The 25640-nt window shown below is 47.7% G+C and carries 22 protein-coding genes; 15 read left to right on the top strand and 7 right to left on the bottom strand.

Annotation, left to right across the window (positions count from 1 at the left end; all coding sequences use genetic code 11):
* Positions 1-8: 8 nt before the first annotated feature.
* From CEQ32_RS10090 to traN, 7 genes are read left to right on the top strand one after another with little or no spacing between them, the layout of a single operon-like run.
* Positions 9-701 carry a DsbC family protein gene (locus CEQ32_RS10090; protein ID WP_001228924.1) on the top strand — a complete coding sequence of 231 codons (693 nt, stop codon included), beginning with the start codon at positions 9-11 and terminating at the stop codon, positions 699-701.
* Complete coding sequence (gene traC / locus CEQ32_RS10085) at positions 701-3100, top strand: type IV secretion system protein TraC (protein WP_011788499.1); 2400 nt, start codon at positions 701-703, stop codon at positions 3098-3100. Before CEQ32_RS10090 ends, traC begins: the two co-directional genes overlap by 1 nt.
* The gene (locus CEQ32_RS10080) at positions 3093-3440 is read left to right on the top strand and encodes a hypothetical protein (protein ID WP_011788500.1); all 348 of its coding nucleotides are present in this window, start codon (positions 3093-3095) and stop codon (positions 3438-3440) included. Before traC ends, CEQ32_RS10080 begins: the two co-directional genes overlap by 8 nt.
* Positions 3424-3936 (top strand): S26 family signal peptidase, encoded by a 513-nt coding sequence (locus tag CEQ32_RS10075; RefSeq protein ID WP_011788501.1) that lies wholly within the window; start codon positions 3424-3426, stop codon positions 3934-3936. Before CEQ32_RS10080 ends, CEQ32_RS10075 begins: the two co-directional genes overlap by 17 nt.
* A 10-nt stretch (positions 3937-3946) precedes the next feature.
* Positions 3947-5071, top strand: coding sequence for a TrbC family F-type conjugative pilus assembly protein (locus CEQ32_RS10070; RefSeq protein WP_088585954.1), 1125 nt, complete (start codon positions 3947-3949; stop codon positions 5069-5071).
* Positions 5055-6083, top strand: a complete 1029-nt coding sequence (locus tag CEQ32_RS10065) for a TraU family protein (RefSeq protein ID WP_011788503.1) — start codon at positions 5055-5057, stop codon at positions 6081-6083. Before CEQ32_RS10070 ends, CEQ32_RS10065 begins: the two co-directional genes overlap by 17 nt.
* A gap of 2 nt (positions 6084-6085) precedes the next feature.
* Positions 6086-9778, top strand: a complete 3693-nt coding sequence (traN, locus tag CEQ32_RS10060) for a conjugal transfer protein TraN (protein WP_088585953.1) — start codon at positions 6086-6088, stop codon at positions 9776-9778.
* A gap of 141 nt (positions 9779-9919) precedes the next feature.
* Here the strand turns inward: traN and CEQ32_RS10055 are convergent, their stop codons facing one another.
* The 6 genes from CEQ32_RS10055 to CEQ32_RS10030 form a co-directional block, all read right to left on the bottom strand.
* A complete protein-coding gene (locus CEQ32_RS10055) occupies positions 9920-11596 on the bottom strand; it encodes a UvrD-helicase domain-containing protein (protein ID WP_015066574.1) in 1677 nt (558 codons plus the stop codon).
* Positions 11593-13518 (bottom strand): ATP-dependent nuclease, encoded by a 1926-nt coding sequence (locus tag CEQ32_RS10050; RefSeq protein ID WP_015066575.1) that lies wholly within the window; start codon positions 13516-13518, stop codon positions 11593-11595. The genes CEQ32_RS10055 and CEQ32_RS10050 overlap by 4 nt, the downstream gene beginning before the upstream one ends.
* Positions 13519-13595: 77 nt before the next feature.
* Complete coding sequence (locus CEQ32_RS10045) at positions 13596-15974, bottom strand: S8 family peptidase (protein WP_015066576.1); 2379 nt, start codon at positions 15972-15974, stop codon at positions 13596-13598.
* 14 nt (positions 15975-15988) lie between these two features.
* The gene (locus tag CEQ32_RS10040; protein ID WP_020744900.1) at positions 15989-16960 is read right to left on the bottom strand and encodes an AAA family ATPase; all 972 of its coding nucleotides are present in this window, start codon (positions 16958-16960) and stop codon (positions 15989-15991) included.
* Between the two features lie 110 nt (positions 16961-17070).
* A complete protein-coding gene (locus tag CEQ32_RS10035; protein ID WP_015066578.1) occupies positions 17071-17250 on the bottom strand; it encodes a hypothetical protein in 180 nt (59 codons plus the stop codon).
* Positions 17251-17391: 141 nt separating this feature from the next.
* Complete coding sequence (locus CEQ32_RS10030) at positions 17392-17994, bottom strand: hypothetical protein (protein WP_015066579.1); 603 nt, start codon at positions 17992-17994, stop codon at positions 17392-17394.
* Positions 17995-18361: 367 nt separating this feature from the next.
* Between CEQ32_RS10030 and CEQ32_RS10025 the strand changes: the two genes are divergently transcribed.
* The gene (locus CEQ32_RS10025) at positions 18362-18688 is read left to right on the top strand and encodes a plasmid-related protein (protein ID WP_088585952.1); all 327 of its coding nucleotides are present in this window, start codon (positions 18362-18364) and stop codon (positions 18686-18688) included.
* A gap of 97 nt (positions 18689-18785) precedes the next feature.
* Here the strand turns inward: CEQ32_RS10025 and CEQ32_RS10020 are convergent, their stop codons facing one another.
* A complete protein-coding gene (locus tag CEQ32_RS10020) occupies positions 18786-19889 on the bottom strand; it encodes an RNA-guided endonuclease InsQ/TnpB family protein (RefSeq protein WP_032479266.1) in 1104 nt (367 codons plus the stop codon).
* Positions 19890-20018: 129 nt separating this feature from the next.
* Here CEQ32_RS10020 and CEQ32_RS10015 point away from each other — a divergent pair, with 129 nt between their 5' ends.
* The 7 genes from CEQ32_RS10015 to CEQ32_RS09990 all read left to right on the top strand — a co-directional run bounded on the left by CEQ32_RS10015 (position 20019) and on the right by CEQ32_RS09990 (position 25629).
* The gene (locus tag CEQ32_RS10015; RefSeq protein WP_088585951.1) at positions 20019-20438 is read left to right on the top strand and encodes a single-stranded DNA-binding protein; all 420 of its coding nucleotides are present in this window, start codon (positions 20019-20021) and stop codon (positions 20436-20438) included.
* Between the two features lie 79 nt (positions 20439-20517).
* Entirely contained in the window at positions 20518-21336 is an 819-nt protein-coding gene (gene bet, locus CEQ32_RS10010; protein ID WP_000414662.1) for a phage recombination protein Bet, read from the top strand.
* Positions 21337-21419: 83 nt separating this feature from the next.
* Positions 21420-21563 carry a hypothetical protein gene (locus tag CEQ32_RS22960; RefSeq protein WP_000167275.1) on the top strand — a complete coding sequence of 48 codons (144 nt, stop codon included), beginning with the start codon at positions 21420-21422 and terminating at the stop codon, positions 21561-21563.
* Between the two features lie 61 nt (positions 21564-21624).
* Positions 21625-22641 (top strand): YqaJ viral recombinase family protein, encoded by a 1017-nt coding sequence (locus tag CEQ32_RS10005; protein WP_000862954.1) that lies wholly within the window; start codon positions 21625-21627, stop codon positions 22639-22641.
* A gap of 209 nt (positions 22642-22850) precedes the next feature.
* Complete coding sequence (locus tag CEQ32_RS10000) at positions 22851-23810, top strand: AAA family ATPase (protein ID WP_088585950.1); 960 nt, start codon at positions 22851-22853, stop codon at positions 23808-23810.
* A complete protein-coding gene (locus tag CEQ32_RS09995; protein WP_088585949.1) occupies positions 23810-24577 on the top strand; it encodes a hypothetical protein in 768 nt (255 codons plus the stop codon). Before CEQ32_RS10000 ends, CEQ32_RS09995 begins: the two co-directional genes overlap by 1 nt.
* 98 nt (positions 24578-24675) lie before the next feature.
* Entirely contained in the window at positions 24676-25629 is a 954-nt protein-coding gene (locus CEQ32_RS09990; RefSeq protein WP_088585948.1) for a DUF3150 domain-containing protein, read from the top strand.
* Positions 25630-25640 lie beyond the last annotated feature (11 nt).

Raw genomic sequence — 25640 nt, 5'->3', positions numbered from 1 at the left:
GACTCCTCATGCGAAAACTATCTCCAATTATTCTGGCGCTTGCGCTGTCTCCATTGGTTCAAGCTGAACCTGTGTCTGAAGTGTCGCCCGTTGGCAAAATTGACGGCATGGTTTCTTTACCTGTCACGGGTATGAAAGCGGTCGAAAGCAATGGCCGTATTGTTTTCATGTCAGACAGTGGCCGGTTCGTCATTGATGGCACGCTCTATGATGCCTGGTCCAAAAAGCCGCTTACCAGTCTTGAAGAAATTCGTGAAGCGGGGAACACGCTGGACTTAAGTCGTCTTGGCTTAAAAATGGATGATTTGAACCCACTGACGCTGGGCGAAGGCAAAAAGAAAGTGGTGGTCTTTGTTGATCCACGATGCCCGCACTGCCATGAGCTTTTGAAACAAGCTTTACCGCTAACCAAAGAATACACCTTCCAAATACTCCCTGTGCCAGTGCTTGGTCCTGATTCAGAGCGTCAGGTTCGCCAGCTTGGCTGTGCGCGTGACAAGAAAGCGGCCACCGATGCATTGCTCAATGGCCGGATTGGTAACCTAGAACAGGATGATGCCTGCAACTTAGAGCCAATGCAGCGTACCTTGGTGACGGCTCAAATCCTGGGCATTCAAGGTGTGCCTTTCATCGTCGCCAATGATGGTCGCATCAGTCGAGGCCGTCCTTATGATCTTTCTGCTTGGTTGGAGGGGCGTTAATGAAAGCCTCTCTGTATTCAGGGCAACGCGCTTCAGAGCTGTTGCCAGTATTGGCCTATTCAGACGATGAGCAACTGTTTTTCATGGAAGACCAGAGTGTTGGCTTTGGTTTTCTATGTGACCCATTGCCGGGTGGTGATGAGTCTGTTGCAGATAGGGTTAATGTTCTACTCAACAACGACTGGCCAAAAGACACTTTGCTGCAATTTGGCCTGTACGCCTCGCCTGATATTCAAACCGACCTTCAACGCATGATGGGCTTACGGCATCGTCAATCCGATCCATTGCTCAGGGCGTCGATACGCAAACGTGCGGATTTCCTCGATGGGGGCACGGTTCAACCGATAGAAGAATCGACCCAGACTCAGGTACGCAACTTTCAACTGATCGTCACCTGCAAATTGCCTTTGGAAAGTCCTATACCGACGGAGCGTGAGTTGAGTCGAGCATCCGCGATTCGGGCTTCTTTCTCGCAAGCGCTGGCAACGGTTGGTTTTCGCGTCACTGAGATGACTGACCGAAATTGGCTCGCGGCATTAAGTTCGCAACTTAACTGGGGAAAAGATGCTTCTTGGCGCAATCCATCTCCAATCCGCAGTGAGGCAGATAAACCACTTCGAGAGCAAGTGTTGGATTATGACCGAGCTATCAAGGTGGATAGCCAAGGTCTGATGCTGGGCGATTACCGAGTTAAAACCTTATCGTTTAAGCGCTTGCCTGAGCGGATCTGGTTTGGTCATGCCGCAAGTTTTGCGGGCGATATGATGACGGGCAGTCGCGGTTTACGCGGCAGCTTTTTGCTGAATGTCACCATTCACTTTCCTTCAGCCGAGGCCATGCGATCTCGTTTAGAGACGAAGCGTCAATGGGCGGTCAATCAGGCCTATGGCCCGATGCTCAAGTTTGTGCCGGTGCTTGCAGCCAAGAAAAAGGGATTTGATGTTCTTTTTGAAGCCTTGCAAGAAGGTGATCGTCCTATTCGGGCAAACATGACCTTAACGCTGTTTTCCCAAACGGAAGAAGCGTCCATCAGCTCTGTTTCAAATGCTCGAACTTATTTCAAAGAACTCGGATTTGAGCTGATGGAAGACAAGTACTTCTGTTTGCCCATTTTTCTGAATGCCCTGCCATTTGGTGCCGACCGCCAGGCGATGAACGACTTGTTTCGATTCAAGACCATGGCGACACGGCATGTGATCCCTCTGTTGCCTTTGTTTGCGGATTGGAAAGGCACGGGCACGCCAGTGATTAACTTTGTTTCCCGTAATGGCCAGATCATGAGTGTGTCCCTTTATGACTCGGGCAGTAATTACAACTGTTGCATCGCGGCGCAATCGGGGTCGGGTAAGTCATTCCTGGTGAACGAAATCATCTCCTCCTACTTATCTGAAGGCGGCCAATGCTGGGTGATTGATGTTGGCCGCTCTTATGAAAAGCTGTGTGAAGTCTATGACGGTGAGTTCTTACAGTTCGGGCGGGACAGTGGCATTTGCTTGAATCCGTTTGAAATTGTTGAGGACTATGACGAAGAAGCGGATGTGCTGGTTGGGCTATTGGCTGCAATGGCCGCACCTACGCAGTCATTAACTGATTTTCAGATGGCCAACCTAAAGCGTCAGACCCGTGAACTTTGGGAGAAAAAAGGTCGTGCCATGTTGGTTGATGATGTGGCTGAGGCCTTAAAAAATCATGAAGACCGTCGTGTGCAAGACGTGGGTGAGCAGCTCTATCCGTTTACGACACAGGGCGAATATGGCCGTTTCTTTAATGGTCACAACAATATTCGTTTCAAAAACCGTTTCACTGTTCTGGAGTTAGAAGAGCTCAAGGGGCGCAAGCACCTACAACAAGTGGTGTTGCTTCAGCTTATCTACCAAATCCAACAAGAGATGTACTTAGGTGAGCGGGATCGTCGCAAGATTGTGTTCATTGACGAAGCCTGGGATCTGCTGACTCAAGGTGATGTCGGTAAGTTTATCGAGACGGGTTACCGTCGATTTCGAAAATATGGCGGCAGTGCTGTAACGGTAACGCAGTCGGTCAACGATTTATACGACAGCCCTACAGGTAAAGCCATCGCTGAAAACTCGGCCAATATGTACCTGCTTGGCCAAAAAGCTGAAACCATCAACGCGCTCAAAAAAGAAGGCCGCTTGCCACTCGGTGAAGGCGGTTATGAATACCTGAAAACCGTTCATACCGTCACTGGTGTCTATTCCGAAATTTTCTTTATTACCGAGATGGGCACCGGGATTGGCCGCCTCATCGTCGATCCGTTTCACAAGCTGTTGTACTCGTCCCGTGCAGAAGATGTAAACGCGATTAAGCAGTTAACGCGTAAAGGCCTTTCTGTTGCTGATGCCATCTCCCAGTTGTTAAAGGAGCGAGGCTATGAATAAGTCCACGCTTTGGCCATTTATGGCCTCTATTACTTTGTCTATTGCAGGCAGCGGTTTAATGACCAGCTGGCTCTTAATGAAAACACTCGAACCTATCCACAGCCAGTTGGCGTTAAGTACGCCCATTGCAGTCGTGGATTTTGGGGAGGCGGTGCTGTCACTGGGCCCCAATGCCAGCGAACAAGACATCGAATCCAGGTTGCTTCAGACCAATCAGCAAATTGAAAAGCTAAAAGCAGCCGGTTTTATCGTGCTGGATGCCCAAGCGGTGGTGGGTGCTGATGATTCCATATTTGTGCCAGTAGGCTCAAAGGAGGTGTCTCATGCAGATACTCCGTAAAAGAATGCCTTGGCGGCCATATCTCATCCGGTTGGCCGCTCTTGCGTTAATCATGGCCTTGGTAGGCACCTACGCCATGATGCGCTACCGAATAGGTATTGATACCCAGCAAGAGCGCTGCCTGCCTGATACCACGGTGTATCTGATTGACCTATGGAATAAAGAGCCCGTTAAGGATGGTTTGTATGCCTTCCACTCAAAAGGACTTGCTCCGTTATATAACGACGGTACTCGTATGCTTAAACGCCTAACAGGGATGCCAGGGGATGAAGTCAAGGTGACGCCTGAGCATGTGCTGGTGAACGGTGCTGAAGTCTCTACCGGCATGGCATTAGCCCAGCGTCTTGGTGTGGCTGAAACAGAATTTAGCCGCTCATTGATGCTGCAAGAAAACGAATATTGGTTTTCCGGCGAGGCCGCAACGAGTTTCGACTCCCGCTATTGGAATGCCGTTAAGCGCGAGCAGATTGTCGGTCGCGCTTGGCCGCTTTGGTAGGAGGTGGAAGATGAGAAGACTATACCTCTTATTTTTGTTGGTTGCGCCATTGGCTTGGGTTCAAGTGTCCTGGGCACAAGAGCCTTATCCGTTGTCTGACGAGGACAAAAAGATCGTCGAAATGAGCCGCAGCATTTTACAAAGTGCTGTGGATGGTTCATCTGAATTTATCGAGCCTTTTTCACCGATTGAACAACCTGCGTCGCTCAAAAACAACGATGAATGGTTGATATTTGCGTCGTCCTCACTGGGAGATTCCTCACTGAAGCAGCTATTTAAAGAGGCCAGTGCTACCGGCGCTATTGTGTTGTTTCGGGGAATTCCTGAAGGAAAGAACTTGGGGGCGGCTATCCGTGATTGGCATACGCTGATGACGGGGCTTGATCCTGTTCCTCAGGTTCGAATCGATCCGAAAGCCTTTGTGCACTGGCGGGTGACTAGCGTGCCTGCCATTTTCCGCATAGAAGATGACAAGGTGACTGCAAGTGCACTAGGGGTTTACAGCAAGGACTGGTTGCAGCGTCAAATTGAAAAAGGCAATACCGGTTCATTGGGTCAACGCGGTCCTATTCATTCCATTTTAGAACCGGATTTGATGCAAGTGGCGATGCAGCGTTTACAGTCGATTGACCTGGGCGCGTTAAAGAAAAAAGCCATTGAGCGATTCTGGTCTCGCCAAACTTTCACTGAGTTACCCAAAGCCACGCAGTATCGGATAAGAATGGTTGATCCAACCATCGTCATGCAGCGGTCACTATTGGATGCCAGTGGCCGAACATTGATCCCAGCAGGAACGCGTATTAACCCGCTAAAAGCCTTGCCGTTTACTCAGCAGCTTGTGGTGTTTAATGCGTCGAACGCTGAAGAAGTGGACGCAGTAGCGCATTGGCTTGAGACGCAAGATAGGACACTGCGCCGCATTACGCTTATCACCACGCAGCTCGACCGTGCCCAAGGCTGGAATCGCCTCAATGCGCTCGAAAAGACATTGGACAGTCCGGTTTACCTTCTCAATGGCTCGCTAAAGCAGCGCTTTGATTTGCAAGTCACCCCGTCGTTTGTTCAAGCAAAGGGGCTCGCGTTTGAAATAGAAGAAATTCCAGCAAAGGAGCTTGTTCATGAAAAAGCTCAATAATACGTATCGTCTGTTGCGGACTCTCATTGTCATGTTTGTCCTTGGCGCATCTATTCCTGCAAAAGCCGAACTGACCTGCCCAGACGCGGGTTTATTGTCGGGTAAGTTGCTGACGGATGTTTGCTGGTCATGCATTTTTCCTATCCGAGTTGCGGGTCTTCCTCTTGGCTCTGGCAGTGTCCCAAGCGGCGCATCAAACAAGTCATTTTGCTTATGTGAAGATAACTTAGGCGTGCCAAGGCCAGGTATTGTTACCAGCATGTGGGAGCCAGCGCGTTTAATTGAACTGGTCAGAACGCCGGGTTGCTCGCCTTCCCTGGGAGGGATTCGTTTACCGTTAGGTGATAGGCGGCTGCAAGGTGGTCATGGCGAGGGTGAATACGATACCGGTGATCTCGCTTTCTACCATTACCATTATTACGCCTTTCCGCTTTTGGTCATGCTCGATTTGTTCATGGATGGCAATTGCAATGCCGATGGTTACATGGACTTTGACTTGATGTATTTGTCCGAATTGGACCCCACATGGATGAACGATGAACTGGCCTTTTTTACTCAGCCTGAAGCTGCTGCCGTTGCCAATCCATTGGCTATATCTGCTTGTACCGCTGACGCTGCTTCATCAACGCTTGGTAAACCCATCGATCAGTTGTTTTGGTGTGCTGGCAGTTGGGGCCATCTCTATCCCTTATCTGGCCACACCTTAGCCTTTGGCTCATTAGCAGAAAACACCAGCCATTTAGCAGCGCGAGCAATCGCGGCTCAACACAGGCGTGGTCTTGCAAGGCGAACAATGGGGAACAGTGCGCTATGCCGACCTGTTATCGAACCCATGCTGCCGAAATCCCAATACAAGATGAGTATGTTCTTCCCTGTACCGGAAACTGAAAGTGCGCATGTCATCGGTGAAAGCACCATGAAATGGGGAGAGTGGCGAACGATCCCCGGTGCCGGTGAAGATGCGCTCTACATTTTGTGGCGCTGGCAAGACTGCTGTAACTCGGGAGGTTAACCATGAAACCAACACTTTTTACCCGAGTTTTAGCGGGTATTTTATCAATCACTATGGCGTGCCTGCCCTTACATGGTGTGGCCGCTGATGTGCAGCGCCAATCCGGCCTAAGCGGACAACAAGAAGGTAAGCAATTGCTGCAAAACTGGACGATGCCCGCACTCAATGGCAATACATTGTCGGTGCCGAATGGCAGTGGTAATGAGTCCATTAACTTGCAAGAGCTTTTCCCTGGTATGGATCAGGGCTCATTGGATGTCTTAACGGGCGTTTATGGCTCTGATGCCAGCATGAATCAAATGGGGACACAGCGCCAAGAGAGCATGGCATCCGAAAGTGGCGCTACGGGTGAGGCGTTTCGTTCGCTACAGCAAATCAAAGACAGGTCTCGGCCAGATATGGTCAATGATCCGCTTTGGGCATTAACTGATGCGGTTCAAACTGCCCCCAATCTATTAACGCAAAGCTTCCCCGGCTGTGAGTCTCAAGGTGAAGGTAGCCCAAATTACCAGCAATGCGACAGGCTCAATACAGCGGTTAACAGCTGCACGATTACTCACGATTACACGGCAGGCATTATTGAGCATGTTTCAGGACCAATGAACCTTCGCTCTTGTGGTGAGGGATGTCTTGAAGTTTGGATTGGACGAATTGGCGACAACTACTGGAGTGGCCGTTGTAAAGTGTTTGAACAGGCCATCACACTCAAAGTCGTGAACCCCGATGCGATTACTTCAGCCGTTCTTGAGTACGCCAAATGGGATGACTACATGCAGGTGTGGCTTGGCGATCAGAAAGTCTGGTCTGGGCCGAACAATAACTTTCCACCAGAAACGGCAGGTCGCTGCGAGCTCAGTACCAGTTGGGAGCGCAATCCAAATACCGATCTCACTGCCAGGCTAAAAGCGGTAGAACCAGGTTTAGAAGTGCCGGTAAAAATTCGCGTATCGGTCACTGGTAGTGGTGAGGGGTATGCACGCATCAAGGTGCGCTTTGATCCAACCAAGGTGGTGATGAATGATAGTTGGTCGCCACAATCCTGTATCGAACAAGCAGCGGATATCCCGACGAAGTTTTCAGACTACAGCATTCAATGCACGGATCAGCCTTCTTCAACCAACGGATGTACGGTGGTCAATGGTGTTTCAGTTTGTGAATCCTACTTTGCCCCAAGCCCAGTGGCTGGCATATCGCCTTTGTGTCGGCGTGTTCAAGTTAGTGTGGATGATGAAAGCTATAAGGGGATTGAAAATCAGGCCTGCCAAGTGCTTGAAGCGAATCCTTCCTGTGGATTCATGTCGTCAGAATGTGCCGAGACCAATGATAAAGGTGAATGCATTCGTTTTACCGATACCTATGACTGTGGATTGCAAACCAGCGATCCAAAGTGTGTGGTATCCAACCTTATGCCAAGTAGTTTTGAAGCTTGTGAGCCTACTCAGACGATTACGCCATTTACTGAAACCAAGCATGTACCGGATTACCAGGTGTGCGAGAAGATCAGCACGCTTACTGAGTGTCAGTTAGAACGACGTATATCCGCCCAAACCCATCAACAAAGCTGGTCCATTGAGCGTGGTTGCTTTAGCTCCGAAACGCTCAGTTTTGTTCCACAGCACAGCAGCACTATGCAAACTGGAAACGCGACGCTGAGAGTGTTTGATAATCAAAATACTGAGATAAAAATCACCGAGTCGCCGTCCAAGGCAAATGGCTGGAAAACGACACTCTCATTGACGGGCAACAAGGAGACGGTCACAGAGACGAAACCGTCCATTAAATACCCTGAAATGACCTGTCCAAAAGGAACCTTAGTTGGTTCATTGTGTAAGGTCGTTAATGGGTCGATTATTTCGTGGCATGAACCTCAGGAAGTTACTCGTTCCAGATGTGAATCCGGCTGGAACAAAGTCGATTTCGATACTTGCAGCCGAGAAGTTCAGAAGTGTTTGGCTCCTGCGAAACTGAGCGCTTCATTGACCTTCTCTGGCAAGTACTTAGAACAGGACGTTGTTCATCAATCAAGTGATCCGGGCATAGACCAATGCTTGATGCAAACGGATCAGTTTACTGCCGTGCAGTGGCAGTGTTTGGATACGGGCACAAAACGAATCGACGGGTTAACGGTTGGTAGTGGCGAGTTGGCCAATCTTGGGAGCCTTTATCCAGCGGTTGTTTCGTCTCCTGTTCATTTAACCAGTCGTGGCAGCTCTGATGGACTGGGGCTCTCATGCTGGAGGGCAAGAGCAACCTACAATGCTTCGACTGCTCATCCAGAGTTCAACATGGGCAGCTCAGATAGCTGGGTAGATGCCAATGGTAATACACAAACCATCGTTAATAACGGACAAAACACGACCACCAATACGTGTGCCGCGCTGGAGCAAAACCTGGCCTGCCAGTACGTCAGAACCGAATGCACTGAAGGCGGGGCTGGTCATGAAGGCTTCTGCTATATCCAAAGTTTGGTGTATGACTGCGGACAAAGCGTTGAAGTGCAAAATGCACGAATGGAAACTCAATACAACTGTGAGGGGCCAGTTCGCTGTATGGGCACAGATTGTTTAGAGCCAGAGTCAATCAAGCAGGCTAACTTTGCAGAAGCCGCAGCGATGCTTAATGCGGCGCAGTTTATGACCAATGATATGTCATGTACGGGAGCTGATGGCCAAGATAACGTCGAGTGTACGGTCTTTAAAGGTAATGCTGGCCAGTGCAAAAAAGCCGTTGGTGGCATAGTGGATTGCTGTGAAAAGCCAAGTGGCGTGTCGTTATCGGATTACATCACAATGATTGTGGCGGTCAACAAGCTTGATACGGCAGTCATGGCCATGAATCCGTCGTCGGCAATCTATGGTTCCTGGAATACGCTTAGGGAGCCAATCACGAGTACTTGGAGTGCGGTCAAAGAGCCCTTTGTGTCTGCTTGGGACTCTCTTATGGGGGCTGGGCCATCAACGGCTGCTGGCGCGGGAGCGGAGCAAGCTGCGACTGGCTTCATGCAGGTGTTGACCAACAAAACGGCTGAATGGGTAGGTACGACCTTTGGTTCGGGGGCGCAATCGGCACTGTTTAGTAACGTTGGTGGCGCAGTTGGAGCCGATGGTGTCGTTTCGGGTGGTAACTTTGCGCTGGGTGGCGCTGCGGGCGCGGTTCTGAGTACGGTTATGACGGCCTACATGATTTACTCAGTCACCATGATCCTCATTCAGCTTATCTGGAAATGTGAGCAGAGTGAGTTTGAGATGAACGCTAAGCGGGTATTGAAGAGTTGCCACTATGTGGGCTCTTACTGCAAGTCTAAGTTCTTAGGTGCCTGTGTTGAGAAACGGCAATCATATTGCTGCTTTACTTCGCCGCTTTCACGGATCATTCAAGAGCAAGTGCGTCCGCAATTGGGCCTTGGCTGGGGCAGTGCGAAATCTCCAAACTGTGAAGGATTGACCGCGAGTCAGTTAAACCAGGTGGATTGGAGCCAAGTCAATCTGGATGAATGGATAGGTATCTTATCGATAACAGGCAACCTACCCGAAGTACCGTCACTGGATCTGGAAAGACTCACAGGCTCAGGAAGTACGCTAAACGTTGATGGAAATCGTCAGAGTGCCGCAGACAGAGCCCTTGAACGGCTAAACGGAATGGATGCCCAGAAACTGCGTCAGGAGGCGACGGAGGAAATTTCGGGGAATAACTAGAAGAAAAAATCTTTGTCAGCTCCAGTATATTTTGGAGCTGACATCGCGCTAGATGTTGCATTATATTTAGTAAAGAGAACGTTTTTGAGGACGGTTTATGGCTTTGCAAGTTTTGAACTGAGTAGTTTAGCTAATGACTTTTTAAATGTGCGTTAAATCGGTAATAAACTGTGCTGCATATTGAAGATATTCCTGTTGTGGAGTTCGAATTACATCCCATCTTTTAGCATAGTTAAGGGGCCTGTCGCGTTGTTTAGCGTATGTAAGAACAAGCCGACGCTTGGCACGGGATACACCAACAAAGAAAGCACACAGATTAGAATCTTGATCCCCAAAAAATATTTCGTTCTCAACGGCCAAAATTATCGTTGAGTCGAACTCCAATCCTTTGCTCTTATGGATAGTCAGAATACGCACAGCCTGATCATCAGAGAAACGAGTCAAGGCTTGAGGCAAGTCGGGGGTAAGTTCAAGCAATTCTTCAATGCGCGCTTTGGTATCTCCCACAACTTCACCTAATCTGGCATGTGACTCATAGTCAGGCGAGAGAGCAACAAGAGTCTCCATTCCTATTTTCTTCAAAAATCTACACACAGAATCCCACCATCCCGAAAACGGTTCATCCAACAACTCGGCCATGGCGATGATTTTTCGCTGTTCCTTGAAGAAGCTTTGGAAATTTTGCCTGACGCTAGACTGCACCTCGTCATCGGCAAAGGGAATCAATTGATTCATCAGCCGAATCCAGGCTTTGGGCTCTCGCTGGCCATAGAGACAGGACAAATAGTCAACAACGAGCCTTGCGGCAGGTTCGACAGTAATATCCTGCATCTCCTGCTCATTCCGGTACGGTATTCCCCTAACTTCCAATGCCACCATCAGGTGATTGGCGTAAAGATCTAGTTGTTTGGACACTAATACGGCGATTTCGGATAACGGAACCTGTTCATTTCTTATCCACCCGGCAATCAAATCGGCCAAGTACTCAGCTTCACCCTGGGCATTCTCGAATTGCCACGCGAAGACCTCTCCCTCTTCACCAGCAAGTTGGTGATCTGGCATGACGGAAGCCGGATCGAGCACGCGAATTATCTCGTTCTGCATCCGAAGCAGGCGTGGTTTTGAACGAAAGTTTCGGTACATGTTTAATGGGACCGCTGAAAAATCCCTAGCGAACGTTTGGAAAATTCCGTCCAATGCACCTGCCCATCCCATGATTTTCTGCTTGGTATCACCGACAGCAGTGAGACGAATGCTCGTACCTTGGAAGGCTACCTTCACGAGTTCATACTGCTGATCCGTGCAGTCCTGGAATTCATCCAAGAAAACATCGCTGTAAGTTTGGCGTATGGCATTTCTTGCGACAGTGGAGGCCTTAAGAATTTGAATTGCTAGCGGTACAAGATCATGAAATGTAATTTGCCTTTTTGTGACTTTTCTTTCGCCAATCGAATAATCCAGATCAAGAGCATCATTACCAGTAAGCACTACTCGGAAGCGATCAATAATACGCTTTGCAAACGCATGAAATGTGTAGCTATCAAAACGGGAAGCCAATTCTTGTCCACAGCGTTGCTGGATTCGCTCCTTCAAGTTTTTGCTGGCGTCAACTTTGAAAGAGATAGCGAGTATTCTCTTCGGATAACGGCAGGTTCCGGTTCGTAGGAGGAAGTCAGCTCTTTGTGCAAGCATTTCCGTCTTGCCCGCGCCCGGCCCCGCCGTCAGTGCAAGACAGCGCGCTTGTTCCTTCGCAGCCCGCAGTGCATTGGGTTCAAGAGTTAGCCCATCCGAAGGCAGCCATGCATCTACAGCAATCACTCGGGCAGTTCCGCAAGCTTGGCGATCACGGCATCAGTGAGTCGTCCAAATGATTCAGGCATGTTCGCCAGCAAATCCTCGTCGCTTAGTTGAGCGAGAGCTTCGATATGAGCAGCGGGCTTGCTGCCCAGTTTAAAAAGCTTGTGATACGTAGAGAAAAGATTTAACTCGTCATAGCTATATTGGGATGGGTCATGATGGCTCTTGCCTAACACGGCTTTAATTGTTGAGTCATCCGGAACTTCCTGCTGAACACCGTAAGCATCTGGGAAAGCAAGGAGCATTGAAAAATCTAAATCCATTGGAAATGAGAAAAACACACCACGCATTTCCAGCTCTGCAAATACACTCTTAGTGCCGTTTTCAAAGAAGTGGTGGGTACGAACAGGTACTTTGTCATCATTCCAATCTGATAAAGAAAAAGTATTTGGCAGAACTTTTTCAGGTTGATATAAGCCAAGTTGGTTATTTACATACTTTATTCTTCCCCAGCCCGCTTGATATCTGCCCACATCTAAATCGAGAAGGGTCAAAAATGGGATTTGCAGTGCTGATAACAGGCGCCAAAAATGATTGACATGCCTACCTCCAAGCGGAGCAATCGTAACCGCTGATTCATCAACTGGCGCACCCTTTGCTTGGAAAAGGCGCGGTAGTACAATTTCTTCGCTATCCCCTTCACCCAACACAACCAAACGTGAGAAGTAAATCTCAGGGAATGCCTGGACAGCCTCGCGTACAAACTTGTGCGCTTCATCGGTTTTAGCGGGTAATTGGATTTTCGTAATTCTTGATTGCCGGGTTTCGGTAAGTCGAAGATATCGAATATGTTCCGGATCGACACGTCGTAACATTGACGGAGCATGCGTAGCGATTAGGGCCTGAGCATCCTCGTTGCTCGTCATGGAGTTCAGAGCGCTGACAATCCGCCCCAGATAGTGAGGCGAGAGGCTGTTCTCTGGTTCCTCAAGGGCAATCAAAGTAAAGACTGGCGGACGCAATTTTTCTGGGTCAAAAGAGCCGTCCTCACCGGCAAGGACAGCACGCCCAATTGCTTGAGATGAAAGAACCAATGACAGATAGAGCATCGACTTCTGGCCGTCACTGAGTCTGGAAAAATCGACAAGATGTTCATCATGTCCAGGCGAGAATGATACGGACAAATGACGAAGCAACGCCTCGATCTCAGATGCCACAAAAGTAATCTTGGGATCTGTAAAGTAGCTGCCTTTATGAAGGGTGCCCCAAGTTTTCTTCAGGTGGGCACTAAAAGCATTGACCGATGGATTAGCAGCCAAACTCTCACTAATCTGGTCGGTGAACCCTTTGACTTCCTCCCGTTCATTTTCCCAGTTCACTGCCCGTAGCAAGCGGCCAAGCAGCGCGTTCGTTCCATATGCTATGTGGTCAGTCGGATCTCTTCTTGCGGGCAGATAGTGGACTTGTATGTGATTTCGTTCAGACCTTGGAACCGTTTGAGGATTTAGAGGCGAACCATCCGGGCCAGCTTCAAGCACATACACAAAAGTCTCATCAATATCCCCATCCAGGCCCATAGTGGCACTTAGGCGATATCGTACCCTAGGAATTCCGTCAGGGTCATCAAGGCGCATGTGACTGAAATGGGGAGCAACGGTCGAGTTATCTTCTTCATCCTCCAACTCGGGGAACACGAAGTCCGCCTCAATCCATAACTGCCTTTCTTCGGGCGCTTCTTGTTCATCGTGCGGGACATGGAAGTCTGAGCGCTGAATACGGCGTAATGATGGATCAAATGCAAACAGTCGGCACAAAGCCTGGAGTGCAGCAGTCTTGCCTGACCCGTTGGGGCCAATCAGATAGGTAATATTTTCCAGTGTCAGTTCTGTTGGTTCAGCACCAAAACTCTGAAAATTTGAAACCCGAATACTGTGCAGTTTCATCCTTTTTTCCTAATACATATGGCCCGAAAAATTAAATCTTCCCGTTCCATGGGTGATTTTTACAGAACAAGAATTCCCTACACTCGAGCCCGTGCACGTTCTCTAGCCTTAAGCTCTATGCGTTGTGATATTTGGCTATACAGCTGGGCTTCCTCATTCTCTCGATCAGTGACAGTCACAACCAAGGCATAGTCTTCTTGTTCGAAACTCAACGCCTCACCCCAATCTCTATCTTGTCGAGTAATTACAACAAACCACTTTTCAGAAGGCTTCGGCTGTTTAATCCGCCAAGTTGAAGATTGAACTGTACCTTTACCTCTTAATTCAGCACTTATGTCCCTATTACTTGTAGCATCATCATTTCTGGTTTTAGTTTCATCCTGAGTACTGTGATTGAAATGCCTTTGAACAGACTCAAGCGACTGATCTTTGACTAACCTAAAAGACATTTTAGTGGCCACATAGTCTATCCTAGTTGTCCTGACCGCTGGACAATAAGACAGAGTAACTCTAATTTCTCTGGAAGCACGCTGAGACCTTAAAAAATCATCGGGAAGCGGCAGTTCGAAAAAGTGATGCGAGTTGTTTTCAATTTTCTCTTCAGCCATTAAGACAACGGCATTTTGTGAAGATCTAAAAAGCTCCCCCTCATCAACAGCACCATAACCAGCTATATCTCTAAACGCATCTCGTCCATTTGCGCTCCTATAAGATTTCTTCATATCTTCAGGAAAGCTGCTTTCAATCTCCGACAGCATATTCGCATGATTAACCAGTAGTGCTCTGAGCAAATTAGCAGAAGCCTTCGGGTAGTTATTCAATAAACGACCTGCAAGATGGGTAATGTAAGGTGCCGCAAAACTTGTTCCGCTAATTTCGCTAAACAATGTGTTCCCAACGAATCGACTATTACAGGTCAGTACCCCCATGCCTCGCATAACTGCATTGAGTTCGTTGCCTGTTCTTATTGGAGAAGCCAAGTTTCCACCCATAGCTACCAGCTCGGGTTTAATTGCACCTTTAATAGTGGGACCGTGACGTGTAAATGGGGATGGTTGATTTTCTGTGGCTGGAGCCAATTGCCCAATTTCAGGATACCGTTGAGCATCGAAAGTCGCATTATGTCGAGCCAAGCTTCCCACCGTTAGAACGTTTAGTGCCGGAGCTGGATCTATGATAATACTTTCGTCAGCTAGAAGGTATTCTGGAAACTCGTCTCTCCAGCTATGTCTTGGCACATCTGGATCGATAGAGCCTGAGAAGTTCCCAGCAGAAACGACAAATAAGATATTGAAGTCCCTAGCCAATTTATCCAAGACATACGCAATTCCTCGAATATGACGATTATCGTAAGGTGCATTGGAATTCCCTAACGACAAATTGAAAATCCGACATTGGTGTTCTTCGACAAAATAGGTTACAGCTTCAATGAGAGTTTTTTCGATAGAACTGGAGTCAAATTCTGCATTCTCATCAAGAATTCTACCATTGAAAATCCAAAGTTCAGGGTGCCAATAATTTGTTGAGTTACACGCTTCCAAGTCACCATACAGAGCTACACCAGCAACAGCAGTGCCATGACCATTCAAATCCATGCCGTCTGTATCACCAATAAAGTCTGCACTTTCCGCAATTGCGGGTGCCAACAGGGGGTGGTTAGTATTTACTCCGCTATCAAGGACGCAAACTCTTGCAGCTTGATGAGTAGGGGATTGTATTCCTTCAGGAATTCTATTGATGTCACAATTTAGTTGGCTATAGCGAATACCGCTCTTGGGGGGGAGATCAACAAGTCTGACATCAGAGTGATTCAGCAGTAGATTAGCCTGACTAGAGTTAACCTCCAAACGGTACATTACTAAGCTATCAAGGTTAACTTTATCTGTTCGCCGTATTCCGTTATGAGCTAGCCAACGCTCAAATGCATCACAAGTGCTTAATCTCTCTGGGTGATGAGCAACAGCTACAGGCCAAAGCTCTACATCTAAGAGAAACTTCTCTGACCTTGGTAAGCCATGCCTTCTTAGAGCCCAACTTTTCCGGTCATCACTTGTCCAGTTATCGATTCCCTCTATGGCCTCGAGAATCTGCTTGTACGTCAATTCTGTCTCGTCCAAACCTAAGCGTTGCAGGTGATCTTCAAACACAGTCATTCCGGTTTCATCAACAAAAACAACACACAGATGATTGTCTTCTTGGCTTACAAACTCGATACCATGTTTGTTTAGATGGGTAATATCGAGAAGTCCTGTATAACGAATTTTCAGTACAAAATTACCCGGACGTGACGTTTGCTGACTTTGTGCGAATCTGATTGATTCAGTTAAGTCTCTAGATAATTTTTGACCATGCCCCCGAAGATCACCTCGTGGATGTTTTGGGATATTGACTTTCCTTGTTCTACGTTCATTTTCAAGCAGTTCTCTTTCAATCTTAAGATGTTCATAATTAGCCATTCCTAGTCCCTTTTTTAACTTTCTCGAGAAGCTGCTTGCTTCAAGTCCTTAACGGTCAAAAATTCCTGACTACGTAGGATCATCCTTTTTACTGCTCTACGAACAATACGTTCAATATCAGCGCCACTCTTTGTAGAAAATATCCCGAGGATAGATTTATCATCTAACTCAAATTGGCGACGTACACCACGCAATTTGAGTGAAAGAATTTGTTGTATTTGCAGCTCATCAGGTAATGGGAAGTCAATTTTTTCATCGAAGCGTCGCCAGATAGCACTGTCTAAAATGTGCTCATGGTTTGTAGCTGCTAAAATTAGACTCTTCCCTTGATAAGCGTCCATCATCTGAAGCACTGCGTTAACGACGCGGCGTAACTCACCATGTTCACCTGAGTCAGAACGTTCTTTGCCTATGGCGTCAAATTCATCAAATAAAACCACCATAGAATGTTCAGAAACAAAATCAAAAACTTTGCGAAGATTCGCGGCTGTTTCACCCAAAAAAGAAGATACCAACGCATCGAGACGAACAATTGCAAGAGGTAAATCAAGCTCAAAAGCAATGACCTCAGCTGCTAAGGTTTTCCCGCAACCTGGAGGACCATGAAAAATAATTTTTCCAGAAGGCTTCATTCCAAAACTTCTCAGTACATCGACACGGCGGTGTTCCTCAAGAAGTTCCTCGATGGGTGCGATACTAGATTCAGGTAAAACCATTTCTTCTATTGGTCGCTGAGCTTGTCGAACATCTAAAAGTGGTAGTCCTCGCTCTTTATCTACAGGAGGAGTAGGCAAAGCGTTACGTCCATTTTGTTTAAGCGGTCTTAAATGCTCACCATACAATATCTGCTCAAGATCATTTGCAAGAAGGTGATGTTGCTTTTGACGCTCATCTTGAATAACAGCTTCTGAAGCAAGCCGAAAGGCCTCGGAATCACCAATGGTTCCAGCCCTAATCAACTGTCTCAGTATTTTACCGTTAGCCACTATTATTCCCCTTTGCAATGTTCATTTATAATCGAATTACTCAGTCGTTTATCGTATTAAATACTAATTATTTCATCATATTAATAACGATTTAAAATAATCAGACGTAACTACTTAGTATTATCTGAGGCTATGATGGTGCTTAGCCCATTCGATTTTGCATAATCCAAAATTAGTATTTCTATCATAGACGCTTGAGAGCGATGTTCTTTTTCCGCTGCTGCTTTTAGCAACAGCTTGATTTCTTTAGATGTTCGTATTGACAAAGTCTCTTCTTTGGAACGCGACACTGTGCTTCTCCATGATAAATAAGCAATACAATGTACTGCATTATGCGTACATTGTATACTGTTTATTGAACTCATTACCGATAGCATGGATAGCGATATAGTGCCCCTTCGAGAGGGGCTGGTTGATGGGAGCCTAGTTGGCTAGTTGGCGGGGTTATCTGTTTCCTCTTCAGTGATATCGTCATCGGTTGAAGGCACCGCTTGCTCAACTTCTGCTTCTTTACCCTTAGCTTGGGCTGATTTTCGTGCTCGAATTTCGATATCAATAATGCGTCGTGCAAGTTTGATAATGCGCTGTTGCCATGCGTAGTTGCCATCAACGCGTTGCTTGTTGCTAAGCACGCTAGATAACCAGAGTGTGTCCATTGAGATCATCAACGCATCGAGTTTGCGCACTAAGCCAACAAACTGGCCAACCTGAGGCGAGCTGATTTTGGCGTTGAAGGTAATCGGATCGGTGTAGTCAGGTACTTCATCGATACCGTTGGACTCCATCAGTTTGTCCAAACGAGCTTGTTCGTTGTCTACCGCCATAGCGCAATCCTCGATCAGCTGGCTAATGATCTGTTCCACTTCATCAATTTCGTTCTCATCGCCAATGATGCGTAGGATGACATCGATTCCGTAGAGCGCACTGACCGTGCGCCTAAAAACACGGTCAACGACACGTTGCGCCTGTAAGCTGTTAATTGTGAATGATTGTTCAAAGATGGGTTTTGAGTAATTGGGTTTTGCTTGGGCCATAAGTTTGCTCCTGATATGACAATAATCAGTCCCTAGACTAATCCTCTGTGAGGTAATGGCCTTTCAGCTAGGTGGAAGAATTGAGCATCTTTCTAACTATCCTGTCTGGATAAGACGGTTACACTGACTATCAAATATTGCTGATCTGTTTCAGTGATATCTGCGCCTGAGAGCATGAGCTCAAAGGAAGCCCGCCGCTGAGTTTTCTCAGTGGTACTAAGAGGTAGCTAGCCTCCTTAAACAAATAGCCTGCATGTTTTTACATGCTCAACCATGCGTTCCTTACGGTTCGCCTTTTCACCACCCAGCTGGGGGAGTTTTCCCCAGTTGGGGGTGACTCCTTCACAACCAAATTAAGGAGTCACCAATGGAATATATCTTCGGATTTATTATCCAAATCGCAGGCATTATGTTGCTTGCAAAACTGAGCTGGTCGCTTTTGCGATTGCTTGCTCGTCAATGCGTGCGCCCGTTTCGATTTGTACTTACTCAAATCAAGCGATTGCTCACACCAACACCAAAACGTCGTCCAATGGCAGTGCCTAAAGCTCCTGGTATGCCCCGTTTGACATCTGCGTTTTACAAAGAGCCACATCAGTACGACATGGCTTTACTCGAAATACCAACCTATCTGCGTCGTCAGTCTTCTTTGCCCAGCCGGGTAGAAGCGACTGTGTGCACAGAGTTCAACTAAGACGAGGAGAACATCTTGACTGCTCCCCTCCCTAAAGGAAGGGGATTCTTGTTTCAAGGCGTTATGCCCGAAGTTCATTAGAACAATCGGGACTTACTTACGCTCCACAAGCTAACACCGCTTGCCCAGCGGCTTTGATATTAATAGCGGCATTGGTATCACGGTCTAAGCGCGCTTCACACGCTGGACAAGTCCAATGCCTTATATGTAACGGTAGAGAATCAACTACGTGACCACAGCAATTACAACGCTTACTAGACGGATACCACTTGTCAATCTGGACAAGTGTTCTGCCGCGCCATTCTGCTTTGTACTCAAGCTGCCTAACCATTTCGCCCCAATTGGCGTCACCAATGGCCTTAGCAAGTCGCGGATTCTTGACCATGTTTTTAACGCTCAAACTCTCACAGCTAATCACTTGGTTTTCGTTTATCAACGTAGTGGTGAGTTTGTGGGTAAAGTCGCGGCGGCAGTCGGCAATCTTCGCCTGAATGCGAGCAACTTTGATTCTGGCTTTGTGGAAGTTGGCCGTTCCTTTCTTCTTCTTGGAAAGGCGGCGTTGCGCCTGAGCCAATTTCTTCTCGTACTTTGCAGTATGGCGGGGATTGCCAGATTTAAACCCGTCAGCGGTAATCACAAGGTCGGTCAAACCCAAATCAATACCCGTTGTCTTTTTGGTAACAGGCAGTGGTTTAGGCTCGAAGCGGCACAGCATAGACACGAAGTAGCGGCCTGCACTGTCTTTCGAGATAGTGACGGTAGTTGGTTCGCTAGGAAGTTCACGCGACCAGCGAATATCAAGCGGCTGTTTGGACTTGGCAATGTAGATATTGCCATCTTTGAACTTAAACGCCGACTTCGTGAATTCTGCGCTTTGCTTGCTGCGCTTCTTCTTAAAGGCTGGATACTTCGCCCTTCCTTCAAAGAAGTTCTTAAACGCAGTTTGTTGATGGCGCAAAGATTGTTGGAGCGGTACACACGACACGCTGTTAAGCCATTCAAACTCAGTTTGCTTCTTGAGTTCGGTCAGCTTAGAGCTTGCCGTGTTGTAGTTAACCTTTTTGCTTTCGTTGTAGAAAGCGTCGGTACGCCATTTAAGGATCGCGTTGTAAACGAAACGCACACAGCCGAAAGTCTGCGCAAGCAATTGAGCCTGTTCAGTCGTTGGGTAAAAGCGTTGTTTAATAGCGATCTCTTTCATAGTTCACAACAATACAGTTATTTTTGTGAAAGTAAATATTAACATTAACCAATCGGGTAGTTTTTGCTCCTTCGGAGCAACCGCTATCCCTCCTCGCCCTAGAAGGACGGGGTTTCTCGCGGGATTTAGATGAAAAACCAAGTAACACTCATAGGCTACGTTGGCTCTGAGCCAGAGACGCGAGCCTATCCATCAGGTGATTTAGTGACCAGTGTTTCACTGGCCACATCTGAGAAATGGCGCGACCGTCAATCCAATGAGCTCAAAGAGCATACGGAATGGCATCGGGTCGTTTTTCGAGATCGTGGTGGATTTAAGTTAGGGCTAAGGGCAAAAGATTTGATCCAAAAAGGAGCGAAGCTTTTTGTTCAAGGGCCTCAGCGCACGCGCTCATGGGAGAAAGATGGCATTAAGCATCGATTGACCGAAGTGGACGCGGACGAGTTTCTGCTTCTTGATAGTATGAACAAAGCATCTGAGCCATCACCGGCGGATGATGCGGGCTCCCAAGCTAATTGGGCACAAACTTATCCTGAACCAGATTTTTAACCGAGCGAAAATTCATTAACCCAGCCGGGAGTACTTTCCCGTCAGGGGCAGACTCCCACTTTGATTGTCGGAGTCCACAATGGAAAAACCAAAGCTAATCCAACGCTTTGCTGAGCGCTTTAGTGTCGATCCAAACAAGTTGTTCGATACCCTAAAAGCAACAGCATTCAAGCAACGTGACGGTAGTGCACCGACCAATGAGCAGATGATGGCGCTCTTGGTGGTTGCAGATCAGTACGGCTTGAACCCTTTCACCAAAGAGATTTTTGCGTTCCCTGATAAGCAAGCTGGAATTATTCCAGTGGTAGGTGTCGATGGATGGTCTCGCATCATCAATCAACACGACCAGTTTGATGGCATGGAGTTTAAGACTTCAGAAAACAAAGTCTCACTGGATGGCGCGAAAGAATGCCCTGAATGGATGGAATGCATTATCTACCGGCGCGACCGTTCGCACCCAGTCAAAATCACTGAGTATCTGGATGAAGTCTATCGACCACCTTTTGAAGGTAACGGCAAAAATGGCCCTTACCGGGTAGATGGTCCATGGCAGACGCACACTAAGCGAATGCTAAGGCATAAATCCATGATCCAGTGTTCCCGCATTGCGTTTGGCTTTGTGGGAATTTTCGATCAAGACGAAGCGGAGCGAATTATCGAAGGCCAAGCAACACACGTTGTTGAGCCATCTGTGATTCCACCCGAGCAAGTTGATGATCGAACCCGAGGGCTTGTTTACAAGCTTATCGAGCGGGCGGAAGCTTCAAACGCTTGGAATAGTGCATTGGAATATGCCAATGAACATTTTCAAGGTGTTGAGCTGACGTTTGCGAAACAAGAAATATTTAATGCACAGCAACAAGCAGCCAAAGCGCTCACACAGCCTTTAGCTTCTTAGCGCCACGCATTCATTTTACGAACCCTGGCGGGATTATTCTCCCGTCAGGGGGAAGGTCTCGTCTTTTTTTTTGGAGATCTTCCATGACTAAATCAGCCTCACTTTTTCGCTTGGTATTGGTTGTTGCCCTTGTCGTAGGTTCGATTCAAGCCGGTAAAGCGGCAATTGATTCGGTTCAAGCAAGTGTTGTTCAGCACCAAACAGCGTTAGCGCAAGCTGCAAAGTAACCACTTAACCCTGAAGGGGAGTTCTCTCCTTCGGGGGAGTCTCCCCCTCAAAGGAGGCAATATGAAGGTTATCGACCTATCACAACGTACTCCTGCATGGCACCAGTGGCGCATTGCAGGGGTTACGGCATCTGAAGCCCCAATTATTATGGGGCGTTCACCCTACAAAACACCTTGGCGATTATGGGCAGAAAAAACTGGATTCGTATTACCGGAAGACCTGTCGAATAATCCAAATGTGCTTCGCGGTATAAGGTTGGAGCCTCAAGCAAGGCGAGCATTTGAGAATGCGCATAATGACTTTCTTCTGCCGTTATGTGCAGAAGCCGATCATAACGCAATCTTTCGAGCCAGCTTTGATGGCATCAACGATGCGGGAGAACCCGTTGAACTGAAATGTCCTTGCCAGTCAGTTTTTGAGGATGTGCAAGCTCACCGAGAACAAAGCGAGGCGTACCAGTTGTATTGGGTGCAGGTACAGCATCAAATACTGGTCGCCAATAGCACGCGTGGTTGGTTGGTTTTCTATTTTGAGGATCAACTGATTGAGTTTGAAATACAACGAGACGCGGCGTTCTTAACTGAGTTGCAAGAAACAGCGCTTCAGTTTTGGGAGTTAGTACAGACCAAAAAAGAACCGTCAAAATGCCCTGAACAAGATTGTTTTGTTCCCAAGGGTGAAGCTCAATACCGCTGGACATCGTTGTCTCGCCAGTATTGCTCAGCACATGCCGAAGTTGTCCGACTGGAAAATCACATTAAATCTTTGAAAGAGGAAATGCGAGACGCTCAGTCAAAATTGGTCGCTATGATGGGTAACTACGCTCATGCCGACTATGCTGGGGTCAAACTCAGCCGCTACATGATGGCGGGCACGGTGGACTATAAGCAATTGGCCACCGATAAATTAGGCGAGCTGGACGAACAGGTTTTAGCTGCTTACCGAAAAGCGCCACAAGAGCGGTTGCGTATCAGCACCAATAAGCCAGAGCAGCCCGTTGAAACACCAATCAAAATCAGCCTTGAGCAAGAGAACTTGGTTCTGCCAGGTGACTCGCCGAGCTCATTTTATTTTTAACGTTCACTTGGAGCCGATTTCGGCTCCTTTCTCATGCGCTTACATTGAGTGCATCAGAAAGCAGTTTCACTCGTAGCCAATGCTGGGTACGAATGATAGAGCGAGCTGAACTCTTACATACACAGCCATACCACAATCAACACACCACCCGACGGGGACTTCATTCCCTGTTGGGGCATGGGGCCTCGTCAAAACAGATGAGGTTTAACATGACTGAACAATCCCCATTTTTGGTTCAAGTGAATCAAGCGTTTAATGTCCCCGCTCCTGATGCTTTCGTTCTCGAAGGATTTAGTGCCGACACTACCCATCCAAACATTCCCGTTCGCAAGGACGAGTATGTTTTTAGAAAAGAAGACTTACGTGACGTATTGGCGTTTTTGTCTAACCCAGACGGTGACGGTTTGTATATTACAGGCCCCACAGGATGCGGTAAGACCTCGCTAATTTGCCAAGTTGCTTCTCGATTGAATTGGCCTGTTCAGCAAATTACTGCACACGGTCGATTGGAGTTGTCCGATCTTATCGGTCACCACACGCTGGTTAATGGCAACATGACCTTTGTGTATGGACCGCTGGCACTGGCTGTCAAGCATGGCCATTTGCTGATCATTAATGAAATGGATCTTGCTGAGCCTGCTGAACTGGCTGGGCTCAATGACATTTTGGAAGGTGCCCCGTTGGTCATCGCACAAAATGGCGGAGAGATCATCATTCCACATAACAAGTTTCGTTTTATCGCTACCGGCAACAGTGCGGGCAGCGGTGACCAGACGGGCTTGTATCAAGGTGTGCTTCAACAAAATTTGGCTTTTCTTGATCGCTTTAGAATCATCGAAGCGACCTATGCAGAGCCTTCTGTAGAGGAAGCCATTCTGGAGAACGTTGCGCCAGGCTTGCCAGAAGTCTTTCGCCAAAAAATGGTGAAAGTGGCTGGTGACATTCGTCGTCTCTTTATTGGGGGCGCGGATGGCGGTGCAGAGCTTAGTATCACCATGTCCACTCGGACCTTGGTGCGCTGGGCAAAGTTAACACTTGCTTTTAAAGGCGCTCCTAACGCAGTGGAGTATGCACTGGTTCGGTCTTTGACGGCTCGTGCTGAGTTGGAGCAACGTGAAGCCATTCACCGTATTGCCGCTGATGTCTTCGGTGACCACTGGGAGGATTGATGATGGAAAAGTGCTTTGCTCTTTACCGTTACAGTCATTCTGATGGGACAGCCAAAGAATGGGCCATTTACGTTGGATCTGATACCCAGGAGATTGAAGTTCGGTTTGGAAAAGCTGGTCAATTGTCGCAGCAGCGATTGATTGACTCGACTGATCCTAACGCAGAAGCAGACCGACGAATCAATGAGAAAATCAACAAGGGTTATCGATTGGTTGGACACGTCGGCATTGATCATCAAGGGCGGCCATTTGAACTTTCAAATGCGCTTGATAGCGTCGCGTGCGCCAATAACGTCAGTTGGGAGTTTCGTACTCGCAAGGACGTCAATGGCCAAATCTCGCTGGCGCAAAAAGCGTTGTTCGATATGGCAAAGCTGCTTGAAGCCTATGGCTTGGCTGTTATTGATGAAAACCAGGTCAGGATTGGAGCATGGTCATTAGGGTTTTGCAAAAGCGGATTACCTAGTACCAATCAAATCAGCATGGTGTCAGGTGAAGGCGCTGGCATTGTTAACACTGATGATGGCCCGTGGCCATTGTTGCTGTTACTGGCCTTTAAGCGTCAATTACCAGCATTGTGTTCACTCACAGTAGCGAGTCCTGAAGGGATAGAGGTATCCGACCAACTGAAGTTAGAAAAAGATGTATTGCGGTTGCTAGGCAGTGATTTAGAGCGGGTTCGCCCGATAGCTGAAGCACTGGACTTAATGCCTGTGAAAATCGATCTCAACCAATCGTCGCCTGATTCGCAAAATTACTATTTCTGATAGTGATGTTGCCATTAGCGCGTCAACTACTACCACCCAAACGGGGGCCATTGCTCCTGCTGGGAGTGGTGCGTCCCCATCTCGCATGAGGATGCACTATGAGTATTCAAACCCTCGACAAACTTTTGATTTGTCACATCGACTGTTCCATCTGGAGCGGTAGAAAAAAACTAAGGCCTGAAGATTTCAGACTAGCCAATGGCAGCCAACTTCCACCGAAGGATGTTGCCAGCTTAGGGAGTAAAAAAATTTGCGACCCTGAGGCATTGGCGAACTTTGAAAGGCTTAAGAAAGAAGCGCAGCGCTTGTGTGAGCAAGTCGGTGTGCGGTTTTTAGGTGGCTATGCCGTCCCTGAAGACCGAATTGATCAGATTGTTCCAGAGCTTGACCGGATCGGTCAGGAGTTTGCGCAGTGTAAGCAGTTGTTCTTGGACAACTATGATCAGGTGACGTTTGACTGGGTTGCGAAACACCCGGAATTTGCAGATGCAATCCGACGTGCATTATCACCCGTCGAAGACGTGAAACAACGGCTTCAGTTCGATTATGCCATCTATCGAATGCAACCGGCTGAACAAGCTGGTGGCTTAGATGACAAGGTCAATGGCATGGGACACACCCTCTTTAGGGAGGTGGCTCGTGATGCCAATGAACTGTTTGAGCGTTCCGTTGCAGGTAAGAATCAAATCAGCCAGCGAGCCCTTAATCCTCTCAAGCGATTAAGAGACAAGTTGGATGGTTTGTCATTCCTGGATCATCGAGTTCAGCCGATGGTTGAAGCGATGGACAATTTATTTGTTCGTCTGCCGAAGACCGGCCCTGTGACAGACAATCTCTATCACGAACTGATGGCGACCATTTTAATTTTGTCTGATCCAGACAAGATGAGAATGCACGGTGAAGGTCAATTGGATATCAGACAACTGATGCCCAAACCTGAACCTAAACCCGCACAGCCAGTATCTACTCAGGCAGATAACTTACGTGCAATACCACAACCAACCGTCAGACCAAACCTTGGTTCGACTGTACCAAACTCATTTTATTTCTAACGTCCTTGAGG

This window comes from Shewanella sp. FDAARGOS_354 (genome assembly GCF_002209245.2).
Classification (GTDB): Bacteria; Pseudomonadota; Gammaproteobacteria; order Enterobacterales; family Shewanellaceae; genus Shewanella; species Shewanella xiamenensis.
The sequence above is the reverse complement of the archived record's forward strand: the minus strand, read 5'-3'. Positions and strand labels throughout refer to the sequence as shown.

Coding starts and splice junctions, on each gene's coding strand:
- CEQ32_RS10090 (WP_001228924.1), top strand. CDS start 9: ATGCGAAAACTATCTCCAATTATTCTGGCGCTTGCGCTGTCTCCATTG.
- traC (WP_011788499.1), top strand. CDS start 701: ATGAAAGCCTCTCTGTATTCAGGGCAACGCGCTTCAGAGCTGTTGCCA.
- CEQ32_RS10080 (WP_011788500.1), top strand. CDS start 3,093: ATGAATAAGTCCACGCTTTGGCCATTTATGGCCTCTATTACTTTGTCT.
- CEQ32_RS10075 (WP_011788501.1), top strand. CDS start 3,424: ATGCAGATACTCCGTAAAAGAATGCCTTGGCGGCCATATCTCATCCGG.
- CEQ32_RS10070 (WP_088585954.1), top strand. CDS start 3,947: ATGAGAAGACTATACCTCTTATTTTTGTTGGTTGCGCCATTGGCTTGG.
- CEQ32_RS10065 (WP_011788503.1), top strand. CDS start 5,055: ATGAAAAAGCTCAATAATACGTATCGTCTGTTGCGGACTCTCATTGTC.
- traN (WP_088585953.1), top strand. CDS start 6,086: ATGAAACCAACACTTTTTACCCGAGTTTTAGCGGGTATTTTATCAATC.
- CEQ32_RS10050 (WP_015066575.1), bottom strand. CDS start 13,518: ATGAAACTGCACAGTATTCGGGTTTCAAATTTTCAGAGTTTTGGTGCT.
- CEQ32_RS10045 (WP_015066576.1), bottom strand. CDS start 15,974: ATGGCTAATTATGAACATCTTAAGATTGAAAGAGAACTGCTTGAAAAT.
- CEQ32_RS10030 (WP_015066579.1), bottom strand. CDS start 17,994: ATGGCCCAAGCAAAACCCAATTACTCAAAACCCATCTTTGAACAATCA.
- CEQ32_RS10025 (WP_088585952.1), top strand. CDS start 18,362: ATGGAATATATCTTCGGATTTATTATCCAAATCGCAGGCATTATGTTG.
- CEQ32_RS10020 (WP_032479266.1), bottom strand. CDS start 19,889: ATGAAAGAGATCGCTATTAAACAACGCTTTTACCCAACGACTGAACAG.
- CEQ32_RS10015 (WP_088585951.1), top strand. CDS start 20,019: ATGAAAAACCAAGTAACACTCATAGGCTACGTTGGCTCTGAGCCAGAG.
- bet (WP_000414662.1), top strand. CDS start 20,518: ATGGAAAAACCAAAGCTAATCCAACGCTTTGCTGAGCGCTTTAGTGTC.
- CEQ32_RS22960 (WP_000167275.1), top strand. CDS start 21,420: ATGACTAAATCAGCCTCACTTTTTCGCTTGGTATTGGTTGTTGCCCTT.
- CEQ32_RS10005 (WP_000862954.1), top strand. CDS start 21,625: ATGAAGGTTATCGACCTATCACAACGTACTCCTGCATGGCACCAGTGG.
- CEQ32_RS10000 (WP_088585950.1), top strand. CDS start 22,851: ATGACTGAACAATCCCCATTTTTGGTTCAAGTGAATCAAGCGTTTAAT.
- CEQ32_RS09995 (WP_088585949.1), top strand. CDS start 23,810: ATGATGGAAAAGTGCTTTGCTCTTTACCGTTACAGTCATTCTGATGGG.
- CEQ32_RS09990 (WP_088585948.1), top strand. CDS start 24,676: ATGAGTATTCAAACCCTCGACAAACTTTTGATTTGTCACATCGACTGT.